The organism is Ureibacillus sinduriensis BLB-1 = JCM 15800 (genome assembly GCF_000772955.1).
Classification (GTDB): Bacteria; Bacillota; Bacilli; order Bacillales_A; family Planococcaceae; genus Ureibacillus; species Ureibacillus sinduriensis.
In genome coordinates this window covers 149,807-169,715 of sequence record NZ_JPVO01000052.1, presented here as the reverse complement: position 1 = coordinate 169,715, position 19,909 = coordinate 149,807, and the positions used below count along the sequence as shown (strand labels likewise).

Annotated in this window: 19 protein-coding genes; 17 read left to right on the top strand and 2 right to left on the bottom strand. The window is 40.6% G+C overall.

Annotation, left to right across the window (positions count from 1 at the left end):
- Nucleotides 1-5: 5 nt before the first annotated feature.
- The 4 genes from CD33_RS12440 (at nucleotide 6) to CD33_RS12425 (ending at nucleotide 3,213) form a co-directional block, all read left to right on the top strand.
- Nucleotides 6-761, top strand: a complete 756-nt coding sequence (locus tag CD33_RS12440; RefSeq protein WP_036201210.1) for an SDR family NAD(P)-dependent oxidoreductase — start codon at nucleotides 6-8, stop codon at nucleotides 759-761.
- An 84-nt stretch (nucleotides 762-845) separates the two neighbouring features.
- Nucleotides 846-1,610, top strand: coding sequence for a 2-dehydro-3-deoxy-D-gluconate 5-dehydrogenase KduD (gene kduD / locus CD33_RS12435; RefSeq protein WP_036201208.1), 765 nt, complete (start codon nucleotides 846-848; stop codon nucleotides 1,608-1,610).
- Nucleotides 1,611-1,635: 25 nt separating this feature from the next.
- Nucleotides 1,636-2,583 (top strand): sugar kinase, encoded by a 948-nt coding sequence (locus tag CD33_RS12430; protein ID WP_036201207.1) that lies wholly within the window; start codon nucleotides 1,636-1,638, stop codon nucleotides 2,581-2,583.
- Nucleotides 2,584-2,595: 12 nt separating this feature from the next.
- Complete coding sequence (locus CD33_RS12425) at nucleotides 2,596-3,213, top strand: bifunctional 4-hydroxy-2-oxoglutarate aldolase/2-dehydro-3-deoxy-phosphogluconate aldolase (protein WP_036201203.1); 618 nt, start codon at nucleotides 2,596-2,598, stop codon at nucleotides 3,211-3,213.
- 112 nt (nucleotides 3,214-3,325) lie between these two features.
- Here the strand turns inward: CD33_RS12425 and CD33_RS12420 are convergent, their stop codons facing one another.
- Nucleotides 3,326-4,015, bottom strand: a complete 690-nt coding sequence (locus CD33_RS12420; RefSeq protein WP_036201201.1) for a helix-turn-helix domain-containing protein — start codon at nucleotides 4,013-4,015, stop codon at nucleotides 3,326-3,328.
- A 269-nt stretch (nucleotides 4,016-4,284) separates the two neighbouring features.
- Between CD33_RS12420 and CD33_RS12415 the strand changes: the two genes are divergently transcribed.
- The 13 genes from CD33_RS12415 to CD33_RS12350 all read left to right on the top strand — a co-directional run bounded on the left by CD33_RS12415 (nucleotide 4,285) and on the right by CD33_RS12350 (nucleotide 18,575).
- On the top strand, nucleotides 4,285-5,910 hold the full coding sequence (locus tag CD33_RS12415) for a flavin-containing monooxygenase (RefSeq protein WP_036201199.1): 1,626 nt from the start codon (nucleotides 4,285-4,287) through the stop codon (nucleotides 5,908-5,910).
- Nucleotides 5,911-5,971: 61 nt separating this feature from the next.
- Nucleotides 5,972-6,928 carry an alpha/beta hydrolase gene (locus CD33_RS12410; RefSeq protein WP_036201197.1) on the top strand — a complete coding sequence of 319 codons (957 nt, stop codon included), beginning with the start codon at nucleotides 5,972-5,974 and terminating at the stop codon, nucleotides 6,926-6,928.
- Between the two features lie 211 nt (nucleotides 6,929-7,139).
- Nucleotides 7,140-7,964, top strand: coding sequence for an aldo/keto reductase (locus CD33_RS12405; protein WP_036201195.1), 825 nt, complete (start codon nucleotides 7,140-7,142; stop codon nucleotides 7,962-7,964).
- Nucleotides 7,965-8,184: 220 nt separating this feature from the next.
- Nucleotides 8,185-9,075, top strand: coding sequence for a DMT family transporter (locus tag CD33_RS12400; protein ID WP_036201193.1), 891 nt, complete (start codon nucleotides 8,185-8,187; stop codon nucleotides 9,073-9,075).
- Nucleotides 9,076-9,411: 336 nt separating this feature from the next.
- Nucleotides 9,412-10,188: a GNAT family N-acetyltransferase gene (locus tag CD33_RS12395; protein ID WP_036201192.1), complete on the top strand. Its 777-nt coding sequence runs from the start codon at nucleotides 9,412-9,414 to the stop codon at nucleotides 10,186-10,188.
- 357 nt (nucleotides 10,189-10,545) lie between these two features.
- On the top strand, nucleotides 10,546-11,214 hold the full coding sequence (locus tag CD33_RS12390; protein WP_036201190.1) for a response regulator transcription factor: 669 nt from the start codon (nucleotides 10,546-10,548) through the stop codon (nucleotides 11,212-11,214).
- On the top strand, nucleotides 11,211-12,224 hold the full coding sequence (locus CD33_RS12385) for a sensor histidine kinase (protein ID WP_036201188.1): 1,014 nt from the start codon (nucleotides 11,211-11,213) through the stop codon (nucleotides 12,222-12,224). The genes CD33_RS12390 and CD33_RS12385 overlap by 4 nt, the downstream gene beginning before the upstream one ends.
- A gap of 164 nt (nucleotides 12,225-12,388) precedes the next feature.
- Nucleotides 12,389-13,390, top strand: a complete 1,002-nt coding sequence (locus CD33_RS12380; protein WP_036201186.1) for a DUF418 domain-containing protein — start codon at nucleotides 12,389-12,391, stop codon at nucleotides 13,388-13,390.
- A 352-nt stretch (nucleotides 13,391-13,742) separates the two neighbouring features.
- Nucleotides 13,743-15,338 carry an ATP-binding protein gene (locus tag CD33_RS12375; RefSeq protein ID WP_036201184.1) on the top strand — a complete coding sequence of 532 codons (1,596 nt, stop codon included), beginning with the start codon at nucleotides 13,743-13,745 and terminating at the stop codon, nucleotides 15,336-15,338.
- On the top strand, nucleotides 15,335-16,015 hold the full coding sequence (locus CD33_RS12370) for a response regulator (RefSeq protein ID WP_309299204.1): 681 nt from the start codon (nucleotides 15,335-15,337) through the stop codon (nucleotides 16,013-16,015). Before CD33_RS12375 ends, CD33_RS12370 begins: the two co-directional genes overlap by 4 nt.
- 251 nt (nucleotides 16,016-16,266) lie before the next feature.
- Complete coding sequence (locus tag CD33_RS12360) at nucleotides 16,267-17,559, top strand: CitMHS family transporter (protein WP_036201182.1); 1,293 nt, start codon at nucleotides 16,267-16,269, stop codon at nucleotides 17,557-17,559.
- 220 nt (nucleotides 17,560-17,779) lie between these two features.
- Nucleotides 17,780-17,980: a cold-shock protein gene (locus tag CD33_RS12355; RefSeq protein WP_036201181.1), complete on the top strand. Its 201-nt coding sequence runs from the start codon at nucleotides 17,780-17,782 to the stop codon at nucleotides 17,978-17,980.
- Between the two features lie 286 nt (nucleotides 17,981-18,266).
- The gene (locus CD33_RS12350; protein WP_036201180.1) at nucleotides 18,267-18,575 is read left to right on the top strand and encodes a hypothetical protein; all 309 of its coding nucleotides are present in this window, start codon (nucleotides 18,267-18,269) and stop codon (nucleotides 18,573-18,575) included.
- Nucleotides 18,576-18,971: 396 nt separating this feature from the next.
- Here the strand turns inward: CD33_RS12350 and CD33_RS12345 are convergent, their stop codons facing one another.
- Nucleotides 18,972-19,895: an SDR family oxidoreductase gene (locus CD33_RS12345; protein ID WP_036201179.1), complete on the bottom strand. Its 924-nt coding sequence runs from the start codon at nucleotides 19,893-19,895 to the stop codon at nucleotides 18,972-18,974.
- Nucleotides 19,896-19,909: the final 14 nt, after the last annotated feature.

Below are 19,909 nucleotides of genomic sequence, written 5' to 3'. Positions count from 1 at the left end.
AATTCATGCACCGATTATTTGATTTGACAGGTAAAAATGCCGTCGTCACAGGGGGCAGCCGCGGATTGGGAAAGAGTATCGCGCTTGGCTTGGCTGAAGCGGGAGCCAATGTAGCAATTGTCTCCAGGGGAGAATGTCCGGAAGTTGTAAGTGAATTGAAACAATTCGGTGTTAAAGCGGTATCGATCGCTTTTGACATCGCCAATATTCCTATGCATCAAGAGCTCCTAACTATAATAGAAGAAAAGCTTGGAAAAGTTGATATTTTAGTGAATAACGCAGGTGTCCAGAAACGGCACCCATCCGAGGAATTTCCTCAAGAAGATTGGAATTATGTGATGAATGTCAATGCGAACGCTGTATTTAGCTTATGCCAAGTTTTTGGAAAGCCGATGTTGGAACGGGGAAACGGAAAAATTATTAATTTAGCTTCTTTGCTATCTTTCCAGGGTGGCTTTACTGTTCCGGCTTATGCAGCAAGCAAGGGGGCGGTCATGCAATTCACTAAATCCTTGGCAAATGAATGGGCTTCAAAAGGTGTCAATGTAAACTGTGTGGCCCCTGGTTATATGGCCACGGATATGAATGAAGCCCTGATTGATGACGAAGTGAGAAGCCGCCAAATCTTGGATCGTATTCCGGCAGGACGCTGGGGAACAGGGGAAGATATGCAGGGTGCCGTCATCTTTTTAGCATCAAGCGCCTCGGATTACGTACACGGCTTTACAATCGCAATCGATGGTGGCTGGCTGGGCAGATAACATTTAATAGAGCCATGTCAGAAAACCTTTTTCAGACTAAAACTACTTTATAGAGTCCCTATAAGGCAAAAGGAGAGAAAGTATATGAGTTTTCAATTAGACTATTTTTCACTTAAAGGTAAAACGGCACTAGTAACCGGTGCACGCACAGGAATCGGGCAGGCCATTTCAGTCGGGCTTGCAGCTGCGGGAGCCCACTTAATTTTAGTTGGCCACCGCGATAATATGCAAGAAACACAAGAGAAAATCGCCGATGTAAACGGCACTTCCGAAACATTCCTGATCGACTTGAGCGATGTTGACAATTTAGGAGCAAAATTGGAGCCTGTATTGGCAAAATATCAAATCGATATTTTAGTAAATAATGCAGGAGTGATCTACCGCGAACCTGCTGCAGCACATAACGTACAAGAATGGAATCGAGTAATGGATGTTAATATCAATTCCGTATTCATGCTTAGCCAAGCAATCGGAAATCAAATGATTGCAAATGGAGCGGGGAAAATTATTAATATTGCTTCTCTATTATCATTCCAGGGTGGCATCAATGTGCCGAGCTATACGGCAAGCAAGCATGCGATTGCTGGATTGACAAAAGCATTGGCAAATGAATGGGCATCCAAAGGGGTGCAAGTGAATGCGATTGCCCCTGGTTATATTTCAACGAATAATACGGAGGCACTCCGTAATGATGATGTACGAAATCAATCGATTTTGGAACGAATTCCGGCAGGACGTTGGGGACAAGCGGATGATCTAGCGGGAACAGCTGTATTTTTGGCATCCCGTGCATCGGATTATGTATCAGGCCATGTGTTAGTTGTAGATGGAGGCTGGATGGGCCGCTAAATCTAGTGGAGTGAGGTTGAATAATATGGATATTATTACAATTGGAGACGGCATGATTACATTTGATCCGTCTGTTAAAGGCCCTTTACGCTATGTAGACGGATTTAAAAGGAAGATTGGCGGGGCGGAATTGAATGTGATGATCGGCTGTGCACGTCTGGGGTTAAAAGCGGGCTGGATTAGCCGACTGGGTAAAGATGAATTTGGCCGCCACATACTCAATACTGTGCGTGGGGAAGGGATTGATGTTTCGGAAGTGAAGCTTATCGAAAACTATCCGACATCACTAAATTTCAAGGAAGTTCATGCATCAGGCGATAGTAAAACATTTTATTACCGCCATAAATCCCCGACCGAGACTTTTAAGGCAGAGGAGCTGCCGGTTGATTATATTAAAAAGGCCAAAATCTTGCATGTTACGGGAGTATTCCCGGCGATACTTGAACAAAACCGCCAAATCATATTAGAAGCATTGAAAATCGCCAAACAGAACGGTGTAAAAGTTTCTTTTGATCCGAATATCCGGTTGAAACTTTGGTCAAAAGAACAAGCCCGGGAAACGTTGTTGAGCTATTTGCCATACGTGGATTTTTTACTGACCGGCCGTGAAGAACTTGAAATCTTGTTTGAAACTTCAAATGAAGATGAGATGATCCAGGCGCTACAAAACTTTGATATCAAGCATGTGGTCGTCAAAGATGGTGCACTGGGGGCTTCCTATTTGGAAAACAATCGACTCATTCAAGTGGAAGGATTCAAAGTCGGCAAGGTCGTCGATACAGTAGGTGCTGGGGACGGATTTGATGCAGCTTTTCTTTATGGCATTATACAAGACTGGTCTATCGAAAAGTCCATCACACTAGCCAATGCTGTTGGGGCAATGGTTGTACAAGTGGAAGGCGATAATGAAGGACTACCCTATTTAGAAGATGTTGAAGTGTTTTTAGGAACGCGTGAGAAAATCGAAAGATAGGAAGATGAGGCAATGTACAATAAATTACAAGGTATTCGGTTAATACCAGTTTTACGGAAAGTACCCTACGAGCTATGCCAAGAACTTGTGAAAGCATTGAAGGATGGGGGCATAAAAGCTGTCGAGATTACAATGGATTCCGATCATGCTTCCGAGATGATTCGGGATGTAAAGCAACAAAATGGTGGAGACTTATTAGTGGGGGCAGGAACCGTTTTAACAATGGAAGATTGTGAAAAAGCAATCGCATCAGGTGCTGAATTTATCGTTTCGCCATCTTTGAATGTGGATGTTGTCAAAATATGTATGGAACATAATATTCCAGTAATCCCCGGTGTTTTTACACCGACCGAAATGCAAACAGCATACAGTGCAGGAGCTGAAATGATCAAGCTTTTCCCGGCATCATCTCTCGGAACGAAGTTTATAAAGGATGTAAAAGGTCCATTGGCACACATCCAGATAATGACTACAGGCGGCATTAACCTGGAAACGGCTAGATCCTATTTAGAGGCGGGAGCCGCTATTGTTGGAGCAGGCAGTGACCTGATCAAAAAAGAGTGGCTTCAATCAAGAAATTGGGAAGCCATCACAAATGAAGCCATTGCGTGGGACAAAAGCCTGCAGTAATTTTATTGATCCCCTTAAAGTTTAATTGAATAATAGAAAAGCATTATGCATACCTCAAAAAGGATATCGCCAGGACTAAGCCCCTTGAGCAATATCCTTTTTATTTGTCCCCTTATAGCATTTGCCCAAGATAAATCGACACGGCATGGGCACGATTTTTCGCATCCAATTTAATCAGTACGGATTTAATATATTGTTTTACAGTCGCTTCGCTTAAAGAGAGAAGCGATGTTAATTCCTTTGTGGACATTCCATTTGCAAGCGCTCTCAAAACTTGGTTTTCGCGAGGGCTCAGTTTTGGGTGAGCATTTATTTGCGGTTGGATGAACAGTTCACCTGCTGATTGTCCAAAAATGGTAAACTGGTCCAATTCCTGTTCGCTAAATCGAACACTATTTTTCGTAAATTCACAACATAAATAAGCAATGGTCATATTATTGACAGTGATGGGTATAACCAGCAAGGCTTTTAATGGTTCGGTGCGGTGATAACGGCTCGATATGAGGGTAATGATGTCTTTTCCTTCATGGTAAGTCGTTTTACGTTTCTCCACGGCTGTTTTCACGATCGGCAAAGAGCGGATATCATCCCGAATATAGGAAATGGATTGAAGTTGCCCATCTTGCATGGCGGCGACACCTTCCCCCACATAGCCGATGGGACTGTATCGGAAAAAAGAAGTTTTATCACAGATTGACAGTTCGTCCAACGCATGAAGAATTTGGCATATTTTTTCTTCCTGAGTTTGTAAATGAATACAATTCGCTAATTTATCTTCCAAGCCCCGTGCAAGTTTTTGCATATCTATCACTCCTTTATTATTTATATGATTGGCATCTATTAAAAAGTAGTAATCTTCCTAAAAAAATTGACCCGATTATGGTAGGAAAAATAGCTAAAAGTAGGAATGTTGTAGATGATTGATAGTTGATAAGATGATATTGCATACGAAAGTCTGTAATTCCAGTAGATGAAAGGATGTCAAAAAATGTAAGCGTTTTAACGCAGGCGATCAGTATCAGTTTTTGAAACAGTACCTACAAATCTTTCGAACATACAAGGGGGAATATTATGGGAGAAAAGCAATTTGATGCAGTTGTGATTGGTGCAGGTTTTGCAGGGCTTTATATGTTGCATAGGCTACGACAACGCGGGTTATCGGTAAAAGTCATTGAAGCTGCGGATGGTGTCGGAGGCGTATGGTATTGGAGCCGCTATCCAGGGGCGAAGTGTGATTCCGACTCAATTTTCTACAACTTCACATTCTCAGAGGAACTGTATAAAAAATGGCGCTGGAAGGATCGCTATGCATCACAGCCTGAAATATTGGAATATTTGAATTTCGTGGCGGACGAGCTGGATTTACGGCCGAATATACAATTTAAAACACGGGTTAATAAAGCAAAATTCAATAATGAACGAAAGCAATGGGAGATTGAAACCGACAGCAATGAAACCTTCACAGCGAAATACTTCATCAGTGGGGTCGGGTGTTTATCGACGACGAATATACCGCCATTTGAAGGTACTGAAACGTTCAAGGGTGAGCAGTATCATACGGGGCGTTGGCCGCATGAAAAAGTGGATTTTACCGGGAAACGGGTGGTCATTATCGGGAATGGCTCGAGTGGAGTACAAGCAATGCCCGAGATTGCAAAAGAAGCAAAGGAACTTACGCTCTTAATGCGTACCCCTCACTATGTCGCTGAAGCGCGGAATAAGAGGTTAAGTAAGGAGGAGCAGGATCAGGCAATCGCAAACTATGCGGAAATCCGTGATTCTTTTTCAACAACACCCGGAGGCATCAGCATGTATACTACCGGAAAATCGGCTACTGAATTTACTGCACAGCAACAAAAAGAGACCCTTGACTACGTTTGGGATACGGGTGGTCTTGCACTAGGTTCCGTTTATACGGATACAGGCATAAATAAGGAGACGAACTTTGTTGTTTCCCAATATGTCCGCGATAAAATTGACGAAATCATTGAAAATCCTGAAAAAGCCCAGCTTCTTCATCCAGATTACTATATTACGACAAAGCGATTGATTATCGGAACGAACTTCTATGAAATTTTTAATGAGGAGCATGTAAATCTGGTCTCATTAAAAGAAAACCCAATTCAAGGCATTGTGGAAGATGGCGTGAAGTTGAGTGATGGAACAATTGAGTGTGATGTAATTATATACGCAACGGGTTATGAAGCAATGACGGGCTCGCTTTTGAAAATTGATATTCAAGGAAGGGACGGCCAAACGATTCAGGAGAAGTGGGGGGAGGGTCGGGATGTCAAAACATATCTTGGCTTAACAATGGAAAACTTCCCGAACTTCTTTATGATCACTGGGCCACAAAGCCCTTCCGTCCTAACGAACATGCCGGCCGCGATTGAACAGCATGTAGATTGGATCGACCATTGTATCGAATATTTGGAAACAAATGCTCTGCAAACAATCGAAGCTCAAAAAGTATCGGAACTGAAGTGGGGAAGACAATGTGATGACCTAGCCAACGCGACCCTTTTCCCGCATACAAATTCCTGGTACACAGGGGCGAATATTGATGGGGCGCAACGTGGATTTGTCATTTATGTAGGTGGATTAAATAACTATAAACAAATTTGTGATCAGGTTGCCGACAACCATTATGAAGGCTTTTCGTTTGAAAAAGCACAAGCCAATGTAGTGCTTCAATAGAAGTAAAAGGAAGAATGGAAATCGCTTATACTTTTTTAAAATCCAAAGGGGGAATTTTATAATGAAAAACCGTGTGAATCCAGAGATTGTTGAGATGTTGGACTTATTTCCGCCACTAGATTTAGATAATTATGAGGCAGCACGTGCAGCTGCAGCACAAGCACCTTTGGCTCCACAAGATCCGAATATTGCGATTAACGATAAAATAATTGAAGGCCCGGATGGCAATGATTTACGTCTACGAATCTATGAACCTGTTTCAAAATCGGAAGAATTGGCTGGTCTTTTATGGATTCATGGCGGTGGCTATGTCTTAGGGTCTCCTGAAGAAAACGATGCATTATGTCAGCAGTTTGTGAATGAAGCCGGGTGTGTAGTCGTATCCGTCGACTATCGATTGGTGCCGGAACATCCATACCCAGCACCACTGGAAGATTGCTATGCAGCCCTGAAATGGTTTGCGGATAATGCGAAGGACTTCGGTGTCGATGCGAATCGAATCGGAGTTGCAGGATTGAGTGCCGGTGGTGGTTTAACAGCTGGATTGTCGCTTCTTGCAAGAGACCGCAAAGGACCGGAAATTTGCTTCCAAATGCCTTTATATCCAATGATTGATGATCGAAATAATACACCATCGAGTTTCGAAATCAGGGGAAATTATATTTGGAACCATGATTTAAATGAAAAAGGATGGTCTTTCTATTTAAATGGCGAAAATGGGAAAGACGATGTGCCAATTTATGCGGCTCCGGCCAGAGCGACAGTCGAGGAACTTCAAAACTTGCCATTTACGTATACTTGTGTAGGCCAGCTTGATGCATTCCGCGACGAAACGCTGACATATGTAACCAAACTTGCACAAGCGGGTGTCGATGTGGAATTCCATCTTTACCCTGGTGGCTATCATGCTTATGAGATTGTTAACCCTGAAGCGGAAATTAGTAAGCGCACAAATCAAGAGTACGTCAATGCGGTAAAATACGCATTGAACCGTACAAGTTCCGTATCTTCAAAATGATATAGAATAGTAGATTTTTCACCAGGTTGGGAGGGTTGCTTGTAATGGCAGCCCTTTTTCCATTAGCTTGGTGACTCCCATATTTCAAAAAATAACCTGAAAATTTTGTGCGCAAATTGAGTATAAATTCTTTGAATTTTTACCGAATTTTCGGTAAAGTTTAAATGTAATTAATTCTATTATCGAAATAATAATAAAGGGGAAATGTAGAATGACGATTTCGAAGTCAATTACTCTTGCTAATGGTGTTGAAATGCCGCGTGTCGGTTATGGTACATTCCGGATGAAAGACCACGAACTTGCTTATCGAGGTGTGGTGGATGCATTGGAAGCAGGCTATCGTGCGATTGATACAGCAGCCATTTATGAAAACGAAGAAGCAGTCGGCAGGGCGATCAAAGATTCTGGAATTCCTCGCGAGGATTTATTTATTACTACAAAAGTATGGAATACAGACCAAGGTTACGACAGTACATTAAAAGCCTTTGAAACTTCCTTGAAAAAACTAGATTTGGAATATGTGGACTTATACTTAGTGCATTGGCCAAAGCCGACATTGGTGGAAACATATAAAGCGATCGAGCGCCTATATGAAGAAAAACTGATTCGCGTACCGGGGGTTTCCAATTTCCACGAACATCACTTCGAGCAGCTGTATAAAGAGTGCTCAGTTAAACCTATGGTCAACCAAATCGAACTTCATCCATCTTTATCACAGGATGCGCTGCGTGAGTTTTGTGCAAAAGAAAATATCGTGATTACAGCTTGGGCACCACTTGGTACAGGCATCTTGTTCACGCACCCGGTTGTGAAAAAATTGGCGGACAAGTATGAAAAAACTCCGGCTCAAATCATCTTGCGCTGGCAATTGGAAATCGGCAATATCGTCATTCCAAAATCATCCACACCTGAACGCATAGCAGAAAATTTCAATATCTTTGACTTTAGCCTGCAAAGCAATGAAGTCTCAGCAATCACCGCTTTAAACACAGGTCACCGCACAGCATTAAACCCGGATGATGCGTATAACCAATAATTATTTACGGGCGCCTTCTTTATTGAAGGTGCTTTTTTGATGGGTGATAAATTACTTATACGGAAGCAACTTCGAGTAATAGTAAAAAAAGGCATACATATAGCAAAAAGTATTTGATGCTTGATAAAGTTACTGAAAGAAATTTGACGCGGGCTTACACAAATCTGTTTAAAGAACGCAAAATTTAAAGGCAATACCATAAGTTAAAAAGGAGGAAAGTATGAAAAAACCAGTCGGATTATTACTTACAATTTCGATAATCGCTATATCATTTGCAGCGATTTTTGTAAAATGGTCGGAAGCACCAGCAACTGTAATAAGTATGTACCGCATGTTTTTGGCATGCGTTTTGTTATTGCCCGTAATAGTCGTGAAAAGAAGAGAATTTATGAAACTAACTAAAAAGGATTGGCTATTTTTATTCATCTCCGGTGTGTTTCTAGCCCTTCATTTTGCATTGTGGTTTGAATCTTTGAAACTAACAACCGTGGCCAGTTCGACAATCATACTTACATTACAGCCAATCATTGCTCTTATAGGGGGATTTCTTGTTTTTAAAGAAAGAACGAATATTTTTGCCTTATTGACGATAGGGGTTTCGATGGTCGGTGTCGTTATGGTTGGTTGGGGGGACTTTGGGTTGAATAGCAAGTCGATGATTATTGGAGATATTTTATCTTTTTTAAGCGTCATCGCAGTCGTGGGGTATTTGCTCATTGGCCAGAACAATGTGAAAAAGATTTCGCATTGGATCTACAGTTTCAGTGTTTTCTTTTTTGCAGGAATTACATTAACGGTGTACAACCTCTTTGCAGGTACACCTATTGTTGGCTATGATACACGGGAATGGGGCATTTTCTTGTTATTGGCGATTTTCCCAACGATGGCCCATGTCATCTATAACTATTTATTGAATTATATCAACACGACAACGGTGTCGATGAGCATTTTAGGCGAACCGATCGGGGCAACAATCCTGGCGGTAATCCTTCTGGGTGAACGTGTGATGGCCTTGCAGATTATCGGGGGAGCGGTTGTTTTATCGGGAGTGTTTTTATTTTTGATGCAGCAAAGAAAAGTCACTACTGAAGAGCTGTCAAAATTGGAATGATATGTTGAAGCGCGATTATTTCGATACACTGGATTGACCTACAAGAACAAATATACTTAACGATTCAGGAGTTCAAATAATATAAAAATTTTGATTTCTATAGGATTTTTCAAATAAATTTTTGCACGCTTGTTATGTTAATTAGTATTTTCGGCAAGGTTACGGAAATTTGAAAATGACTGTAACATACAAAGAAAAGGTGAAGGAAAAAGTGCGCATTACTTGTGAGAGGAATTTTTCAACAGGTCGGTAGGATTCACACAAAGAATGAGCCTAATCACGATTTAAAGGAATAATAGTACAACTTTCAACACCGTCTAAAAAAAGGAGCATGTCATGGATAAAAATGAATTAATTCAACTTTTCAACAAAGAACTTCGATATGAGTCCCAAGTACAAGGTTTCATAAGAGAGGAAACGGAAAATGTTGTGCGTCATGTTTCACAGTTTGGTGAGAATGGATTCATAATCTATTCAAATGTGAACTCGGAAAATGCGAGGGAAATTATTAAAAAAGAGTTAACGTATTTTAGTGACATTAAGCAGGATTTTGAATGGAAAGTATACAGTTATGATAAGCCTGATAATCTGAAAGAAATTCTCGAGCAAGAGGGTTTTACAATTGGGGATCCGGAAGCACTGATGGTCATGAAGATAGATGATGAACACACCCTGCTTACTAATCGCCAACTCCTCGGTGTAAAGGAAATTACGAATGAACAAGGTATTCAGGATATTATTGTTTTGGAAGACGCTATTTGGAATGAATCTCATGCTGAGCTTGGAGAAAGACTGTGGAGAGATAAACGAAATAATCCTGAATCCCTATACATTTACGGAATTTATGAAGATGGGCAGCTAGTAAGTGCTGCGTGGATGTACTTGGAGAAGCACTCGTCATTTGCCAGCTTATGGGGAGGATCGACGCTTCCGTTGTACCGAGGAAAAGGTTACTACACAAAACTATTAGCTGCTCGTGCTCAAAAAGCATTTGAGAAGGGGCATCCTATCCTTACTGTTGATGCCAGTCCAATGAGTAGACCGATTTTGGAAAAGCTTGGTTTTATTTGTCTCGCATACTCCAATGGGTGCCAGTCACCTACTCTTAAGTAGAAATTATAATTCTTCTGTAATTTAACCCATATTACTAGGCATCTTTTTTGATAGGACAAAACGAGTCCATTCTTTCTTAAAAATTAAGTGCTTTAAACGAATCAACTTCAAATCAGTCGTACCTCTTAATTAGGGGTACGCTTTTTAAATTTATAAACCACTTAAAGATGGAATAGTCTTATCTGATGGTTATTGGGGTTATGCAACTGCTCGGGGTTCATTTCGAATGTACATACGTTTGAAAACCAGCTGCCAAGCATGATATAAGTAGTAGAGACAAAGAACTTTTGCCATCAAATTTTTGACGCTAAGTTCTAATATAGAGAGAAATGAAGAATATACATAGGGAGTGAATCTATGTCCAAAATTATTCTTATAGAAGATACGGAAACGATAAGAGAAGAGCTTAAAACGTTCTTAACTCGATATGGCTATGACGTTGTTGCACCAACTGACTTTGATAATATTATAAATGAAACGCTAGGGGAAGAACCGGATCTCATACTCTTGGATATAAACCTGCCTGTATTTGATGGATATTATATATGCAGAGAAATCAGGAAAGTCTCGGATGTGCCTATTGTAGTAGTGACAAGCAGGGATAACGAGATGGACGAACTGATGAGCATGAACCTCGGTGCGGATGATTTTATTACAAAACCATATAATACTCAAATTCTTTTGGCGAGAATTGAATCGATTCTAAGGAGAGTCCAGGGATCCAATAATGGAGAGATATTGGCATACAATGATCTGAAAGTTAATCTGTCCAACGGTTCCCTGACCTTTAAAGGGATGACAGTGGAGCTGACGAAGAATGAACTTAAAATACTGTCCTGCTTGATAAAAAACAAAGGAAAAATCGTATCGAGGGATGACTTAATGGACTTTATGTGGAACTCGGACATATTCGTTGACGATAATAATTTATCCGTGAATGTCACGCGGCTCAGAAAAAAACTTGATGGAGTGGGGATGAAAGAAAGTATCGAAACGAGACGTGGATTAGGATACATACTACCATGAGCATAAAAGATTACTTAAAAGATCGCACATTGTTCCTGCTCGTCAATTTCATCTTATTTATTGTCATCTGCGGCATTATGCTGCTGGTCAATATAAGCCATAACATCATCTTCCTCATATTCTGCATATGGTTTTTCCCCGTGTTTTCCTATATCATTGTCGAATTTATTAAGCAGAGGAATTTTTACAGTGAGTCAAACAATATTATGGAAAGTTTAGATCAAAAGTATTTGCTTACCGAAATCATGAAAGAACCTGACTTTATTGAGGGGAAGGTCTTTTACGATTTATTAAAACAAGCGAATAAGGATATGCATGAGCATGTAAAAAAATATCGCGATATGCAAAGTGAATATCGGGAGTATATTGAGACATGGGTACATGAAATCAAGACCCCCATTTCTTCGACCAGATTAATAATCGAAAATAATCAAAATGACACAACGAGAAATATCCACCACGAAATAAAGAAAATTGAGGAATACATCGAACAAGTATTATATTACTCAAGAAGCAATAATGTGAGCAAAGATTATATTATTAAAGAAGTTCCTTTAGCCACTCTCGTTAAAAATGTGATAAAGAAAAATTCCAGAGACTTTATTAGCAAAAGTATCTCCGTCGATATTGAAACTGTCGAGGGCACTGTGTATAGCGACGTTAAATGGTTGGAATTCATATTGAATCAAATAATAGGGAATTCCATTAAATACATCAGGGAAAGCAATGGCAACGTAAAAGTGTCTACAACGAGAAATGAGAATAATATTGTGCTCATGATAGAGGATAATGGCATCGGGATTGCAGAAAAGGATTTAAATAGGGTGTTTGAAAAAGGCTTTACCGGTGAGAACGGGAGAAAGTATGGAAGATCGACGGGCATCGGGCTTTACCTATGCAGGAAACTTGCCGAACAGCTCGGGTTGGGACTTGCGTTGACATCAAAACCAGGGGAAGGCACAAAGGTGAGTATTATTTTTCCACTCGGCAGCGTGAACTTATTGGGTTGATTCATATTCATAAATACGGATTTATGGCATTGTTGAGCATAAATCTGTTTTTTTATGTCACAAAAATGTAACTTTCATGAAATCTAAATCGATATGCAATTTTTTGGTCGCCGTGATAGGTTAATATTTGCATAGAGATTCTCGTTGAAAAGGAGATGGATTTAATGAAACCAATTGAAAATAATGAGAGAGTTGAAGTGTTGGATGTACTAAGAGGCTTTGCATTGTTCGGCATTCTTTTTCTTAATATACCTGCAGTGTTAAATGTGGAACTCCCAAGTTCTGTGGGGGATACAAAGTATTTTTATTTTTTGCAGTTAGTATTTGAAGGGAAGTTTTTCACGATATTTACCTTTTTATTTGGAGTAGGTTTTTCCATTTTTATGACACGGGCCCAGGCGAAAGGGGAAAGGGCGTACATCCTTTTTGCGAAGCGTCTGGCAATCTTGTTGATATTCGGCTTAATACATATGCAGTTTCACCCGGGTGAGGCACTGTTCATCTATGCGATCATCGGCTTCATTTTGATGGTCACGATGAAATTTCCAAAGCAACTAAATCTATTATTGGGCCTTGTATTACTGGTCATTGTGGAATTGCTGGGGGCAAAAATATTAATGCCGCTGCCGCTAATTTTACTGGGTATTGCAGCGGGGCAGTATGGACTATTTTATAAAATAGAGGCGAATAAAAGGAAATGGACCATCGCAGCGATTCTCTTCTTTATAGGTGCGGCCATCGCCATTCTTTATGGTTATTTGCACCTGCCATCGACACATTATTTTATCCAAGAAAATTCACAGAGCGAAATTGATAAAATCTTATTCCTATATGATATGACGCTGTACACGGCGCCGCTAATTTCCGGATTTTTCGTTACTTTGATTGTTTGTCTCGTTCAATGGAAAGGGATGCGGAGAATGTTAAGTCCATTAAAATTTTTCGGTCGCATGGCTCTGACCAATTATATTGGTCAAACCGTGTTGATGTTGTTTATCGGGAAAGTGCTTTTGGACAATGCAACTTTGACCTATACCCAGACCGGTTGGATGACGCTCGGCATTAATTTGGCACTCATTGTGATAAGCACACTGTGGCTTCAACGTTTCACATATGGACCGCTCGAAAAATTATGGAGAATGGGTACGTATTCAAAATTTAAATAATGCTGACGAATCAGGGATGGGTCTTTATCATGTAAGGATCCATCTTTTTGTTCGTTTAATTAAAGAAAGGATGGTGAACACAGCCACCCATATGCTGCCGTACTTTAATGATTTTATAACGAGGCTATTAGTGATGTGTGGTTTTGCATGGAAATAAGTAATTGTTCGAATATGTGAGGTGCTGTACTCAAATAATGCCTTTAAAACATTTATGAAATTATGTTAAGTTCAATATAGGGGAAGTAATTGACTGTATTTGCGTGCGAAATGCTGGAACTATTAAAAAGTAATTTGAAGGAACTTATAAATATCGCTAGAATAAAGAGAAATGAACATAAAAAGGTTGCTGCTTATGGTAAAAGTATCACTACATAAAAAGATTTTAGGGCTAACGATGTCACTTAGCCTTCTACTGATCCTTCTCTTAACATCTTATTATACGCACATGAATGGAAAGCAAATTGAACTAGAACGGGGCCGCTTGGCTTTGGAAATATCAAAATCCGTTTCTGTAATGCCCTCCATCATCGAGGCATTTGAGCTGGAAAACCCCTCGGAGCGCATTCAGCCGATTGTTGAGAAAATCCGAGTGAAAACGGGGGCTGAATTTATTGTAGTGGGAAATCGTGAAGGGATTCGCTATTCCCATCCAAAGAAAAATGAAATCGGCAAGAAAATGACCGGTGGTGACAGTTTAAGAGCGATTGAGCAAGGCGAATATTATGTATCCGAAGCGAAAGGTTCATTGGGGCGGTCGATGCGCGGGAAATCACCGATATTCAACGAGGATGGCGAGATAATCGGTGTGGTTTCGGTCGGGTTTTTGGTAGATGACATTGAAAAACAGATATTTAAAATTTTATCGAAAGAAATGCTCATTTCTATAGTGGCTATCATCGCCTCCATCCTGGGCAGCTACCTGCTTTCAAGGAGTATCAGGAAAGATACGATGGGATTGGAGCCGTACGAAATTGCCAATCTTTATAAAGAAAAAAATGCTGTATTGCATTCCGTGCAAGAAGGCATATTGTCGATAAATAATAAAGGCATGATTACTTCGATGAATCAGCGGGCAAAGGTTCTGCTTGGGATCAGTGGGTCGGTCCGGCATTCGAAGGTAGATGGTTTATTCCCGGCCAGTCAGTTATACGAAGTATTGAAGACAGGACACCCACAGTTTGATAAAGAAATGACCTGGAAAGAAAAAACGATAATTGTCAGCTGTACACCCATATTGGATGGGAAAAATGTTGGAGGGGTTGTCGCTTCATTCCGCGAAAAAACCGAAATCGAACAAATGATCAACACGTTATCGGAAATGAAGACATACTCTGAAGAATTGCGTGCCCAAACGCATGAGTTCACTAATAAGTTATATGTATTATCAGGCTTATTGCAGTTGGGTGAGTATGAAGAAGCAATCAAGATGATTCAAGGCGAGACTTCCGAACTGGAATTCCAGAATCAAATTGTCTTCAAGCAGATCAAGGATACGAAAGTTCAGGTCATCCTGCTAGGGAAGTTGGGTAAGGCATCCGAAAAGAAAATCGTATTTGAAATTGATTCTGAAAGCTACATCGATAAATTGCCGGAGCATATCAATCTATCGCAACTAACCCTAATTTTGGGCAATATAATTGATAATGCATTTGAGGCGGTTCATAGCAGCGGAAGTCCAAGCGTTAAATTTTTCGCCACCGACTTAGGAGAAGATATTATTTTTGAAGTAAGTGACAATGGATACGGCATTTCGGACGATGATTTGCCGGCGTTATTTAACCGTGGCTTTACTTCAAAAGAAGGGGAAAACCCAAGAGGATATGGACTATTCAATGCGAATAAGGCAGTAAAGGAGCTTGGGGGCATTATAGAAGTGCAAAATGGTAAAGAGAACACGTTATTTACAGTGTATCTTCCCAAGAAACCGTTAGGAGGGGATGAACGGTGAATATTAGAGCAGTCATAGCAGAAGATGATTTTCGAGTCGCGGCAATCCATGAAAAATTCTTGAGTAATTTCAAAGAAATCGAAGTCGTGGGAAAAGCGTTAAACGGCAAAGAAACAATCGAATTACTGAAGGAGCAAAACCCGAACTTGCTATTGCTAGATGTGTATATGCCCGACCAACTTGGTACCGAGCTTTTGCCAATTATCCGCAAGCAATTTCCCGATGTGGATATTATTATGATTACAGCGGCTACGGATAAAGAAATGCTTTCAAAGGCACTCCATTATGGTGTGGAGCAATATTTGATAAAACCAGTAAAAATGGAAATGTTCCATCAGACGATCGAGGAGTATCTTCAAAAATCGGAGTTGCTCGAATCCAAACAAGAAATCGACCAGGATTTTGTCAATCGCCTCTTTAATAGATCGACATCCCACAATCATGCAAGGGAATCGACTTTGCCGAAGGGAATCGACGAAATTACACTGGTCAAAGTGACGGAAGTGCTCCGGTCCAGTAGTTCGGGGCTGTCGGCAGAGCAAGTCAGCGAACAAATTGGTGCTTCACGGACGACTGCGAGACGCTATCTCGAATACTTGATCACGGTAAAAGAATGCAAGGCGGAAGTGGTCTATGGCGTAGTAGGCAGACCGGAGAGAAGATACTATAAAATATAATTGAGAAGATAGTTACATGATGATTCAAATTTTTCGTGGGCACCCGGTAAATGGGGTGCCCACTTTTTTTTGTTTCCCTAGTGGTTCTCCTTCAAGTACCCGTTTCGTGAACACAATGAACAAAACTTTCAAAATGTTTTTAAAACACAATATTTTGCAATCGCTTACAACGTCATTTTTTTATCTTAATATAGATTTATGGGGAAACAAGAAAGTTTCAAAAATAGATGTTTTAGGGGGATGAAGTACAGATGCTTGCTATATTGGGATTTTTAATGATACTTACATTCATGGTATTGATTATGTCGGGAAGATTATCGGCGATGATCGCTTTAATCATTATACCGATAGTGTTTGCTGTCCTGGGCGGATTTGGAAGCGAAATTGGACCGATGATGCTTGAAGGAATCAAAAGTGTGGCCCCGACAGGCATAATGATTTTGTTTGCTATTCTATACTTCGGTACTTTAATTGATGCCGGGGTATTTGATCCAATCATTAAAACAATTTTGAAAGTTGTAAAAGGAGATCCTGTGAAAATTGCGATTGGAACAGCGATCTTGGCGCTTTTAATTTCCTTGGATGGGGATGGCACGACAACATATATGATCACCATTTCGGCAATGCTGCCACTCTATAAAAGGATTGGTATGAAACCGATAGTCCTGGCGGGGATTGCAGTCTCGGCTTCGGGAGTAATGAACCTTCTGCCTTGGGGCGGTCCTACAGCACGCGTAATGTCAGCTTTAAATCTCGAGATGTCCGAAGTATTCACACCAGTCATACCAGCAATGGTCGGCGGGGCACTCTTTGTTCTATTTATGGCGTTCGTGCTGGGGAAACAAGAAAGAAAGCGAATCGGCATAATTGAAGTCGATTTTCAAGCGATGGCCCAAATGGCCGCTACTGCGGATGATGCTGCCCTTAAACGTCCGAAATTGATTATTTTCAACTACGCTTTAACGATTGCGCTTTTAGTGGCACTAATTACGGAGCTGTTCCCACCGGTAGCATTATTCATGCTTGGGTTTGCAATAGCGATAACGGTAAACTATCCAAAAATCAAAGATCAAAAAGAACGTGTGGCCAACTATGCCGATAATGCTCTATCTGTCGTATCGATGGTTTTTGCAGCAGGGATTTTTACAGGGATTCTTTCAGGTACTGCAATGGTAGATGCCATGGCGGATTCCGTCATTCATTTTATTCCTGATGCAATGGGTTCCCACTTTGCTGTGATAACGGCTATTCTCAGTGCTCCGTTTACTTTCTTTATGTCGAATGATGCCTTTTACTATGGGGTACTGCCATTGCTTGCCAAGGCAGGGGCGGTGTACGGCATTGACCCAGCTCTGATAGGAAGAGCTTCCCTTTTAGGATTGCCTGTGCATCTACTGAGTCCATTAGTTCCATCTACGTACCTTTTGGTCGGTATGGTGGGAGAAGATTTCGGGAAATTCCAGCGTATCTTCTTGAAATGGTCATTCGGATCCACACTCGTGATGATCGTTGTATGTGTATTATTGGGAATTATCCCTTTGTAAAATTATCATGAAGAGCAACCTTAATAAGTTGCTCTTTTAACGGGTTTATCTTTATCGTTGACATTCAATAAAGTTTAGGTTATAGTAAATGTAATAAGGTCCTAGTTAGGATAAGATCAATTCACCTATTACCAAAAGTAATCGTGTTTGTTCGGTACTTTTGGTAATAGGTGGATTTTTTTTCGGAAGCTTATAATTTAATTAAATGGAGGTCATTTAAATGACACAAGGTACAGTAAAATGGTTTAACGCAGAAAAAGGTTTCGGTTTCATCGAAGTAGAAGGTGGATCTGACGTATTCGCTCACTTCTCAGCAATTCAAGGAGAAGGATTCAAATCATTAGAAGAAGGTCAAAAAGTTGAATTTGAAGTAGAAAACGGTCAACGCGGACCACAAGCTGCAAACATCGTAAAACTTTAATTCTTTCAATCGTTTTTGCCTTAGCAAAGATGAAAAACCTTTTTAACAGGGTACCTGTAGATCGGACACTTAGTGTTTGAATCTACAGGTATTTTTTTGTATTGAATTTTACATACGTAGATTAGGAAAAAAGCAAATATTTCTGGTCTTTTATTATAAAAGCTAACTTATCTATCTAACTATCCATCTAATTCCCTTTGTTATAAGAAAAATGTTTAAAGACCGACTGAACAGGGGTAAGAAGTAACTATGAAAGAAAATACTACTAATTTGTAGGAGGAATAATATGAAAAAGTTCATGAAATCAATCGTTCCTGTCTCAGCGCTATTATTGATGCTGACAGGATGTGCAGAAGATGAAGAAGACGTGGATGTAGATGTAAATGAAGAGGAACCGGCAGTTACAGATGATGAGGCGGATGTGAACATCATCGATGAAGATGGAGCAAATACTGAAACAAATACTGAGCCCAACACAGAAACGGATATTGATGACACGACTATTGACAGTACTGGTGGCCAAGGTGGAGCTAGCGACAACACGACAGTGGAGGGTCCAACTACCGACACTGATGATGGCGAGACTAATGAATAATAGAAGTTAGGAATTTGAACTTTCCGAACATTATTCGTAAACGGTAGATAAAGTCGATTACCATTGGTATAGAAAAAAGCAGGAATAGGTTTTCCTGCTTTTTTTTTGCCGATCATCCACAAAATATCAACCGCAAAAGAATAATTGATTCCAGAGTGAAGACAAAGTCGATATTCGACTTTGTCTTCACGTTTTTTAGGCTATTCCCTTCAATGCAAGATTACCGTGTCTGTCTTGAAGACGCTTGGCAGACAAGGCGGGCAGTTGAGTGAAAATCCGGAAAGAATATTACACATTACGTTCATGAGGGGACGAACGAAACAACCAACGCAGGATGAAACCGTTTGTCAACAGTCTAAAGATCAACTCTAAAAGAAGAGTTGATCTTTTTTATTGCTATGCAAAGATTTGACCACCGTTTACATGAATGGTCTGCCCTGTAACGTAACGGGAATCGTCCGAAGCCAAATAGACGTAGGCCGGTGCCAACTCAAACGGTTGACCTTGGCGGTTCATCGGATTTCCTGCCTGAGGAACTTCCTCTGCAGAGAAGCTTGCCGGGATCAGCGGTGTCCATACTCTGCCAGGAGCGACAGCATTGACTCGAATTCCTTTGCTCACAAGATTTTTTGCAAGAGCACGTGTCATGCCGACATTTGCTGCTTTTGTCATCGTATAATCCATTAATTTATCATTGCCGTCGAAGGCCACAACCGATGCGGTATTCACGATGGAACTGCCGGATTTTAAATACTTCAGTGCTTCGCGTGTAGTATAGAAGTGTGAATAGACATTGATTTTGAACGTTTCATCGAACTGTTCGTCCGAAATATCGAGGAAATCATTTTGCTCGAATTGAACACCCACATGGTTGACCAGAATATCGAGTTGGCCGAATGTCTCCACTGTTTTCGTGACAATATCCAGACACTGTTGCTTTTCTCTCAAATCACCAGGCAACAGTAAACATTGTTGACCAAGTTCTTCGATTCTAGCTTTTGTTCTTTCTGCATCCTCTTCTTCTTGAGCACCGAAATACGAAATGGCTACATTTGCACCTTCTTTTGCAAAGGCAATCGCTGTCGCAGCTCCAATCCCGCTATCACCACCAGTAATCAGCGCAACTTTTCCTTGTAGTTTGCCGCTGCCTTGATATGCTGGATTTTCAATAATGGGTCTTGGTTCCATCAGTCCTTCTATGCCTGGCTGACTTTGTTGTGTCTGTTCGGGAACGGTCAATGTGACTTCTTGAGTTTGTGTGACCTTTTTGTAATTCGGATTTTCGGGGTAGCCTTCTTGATTGTTTGGCTCTTGTGTCATGTTAAAATTAACCT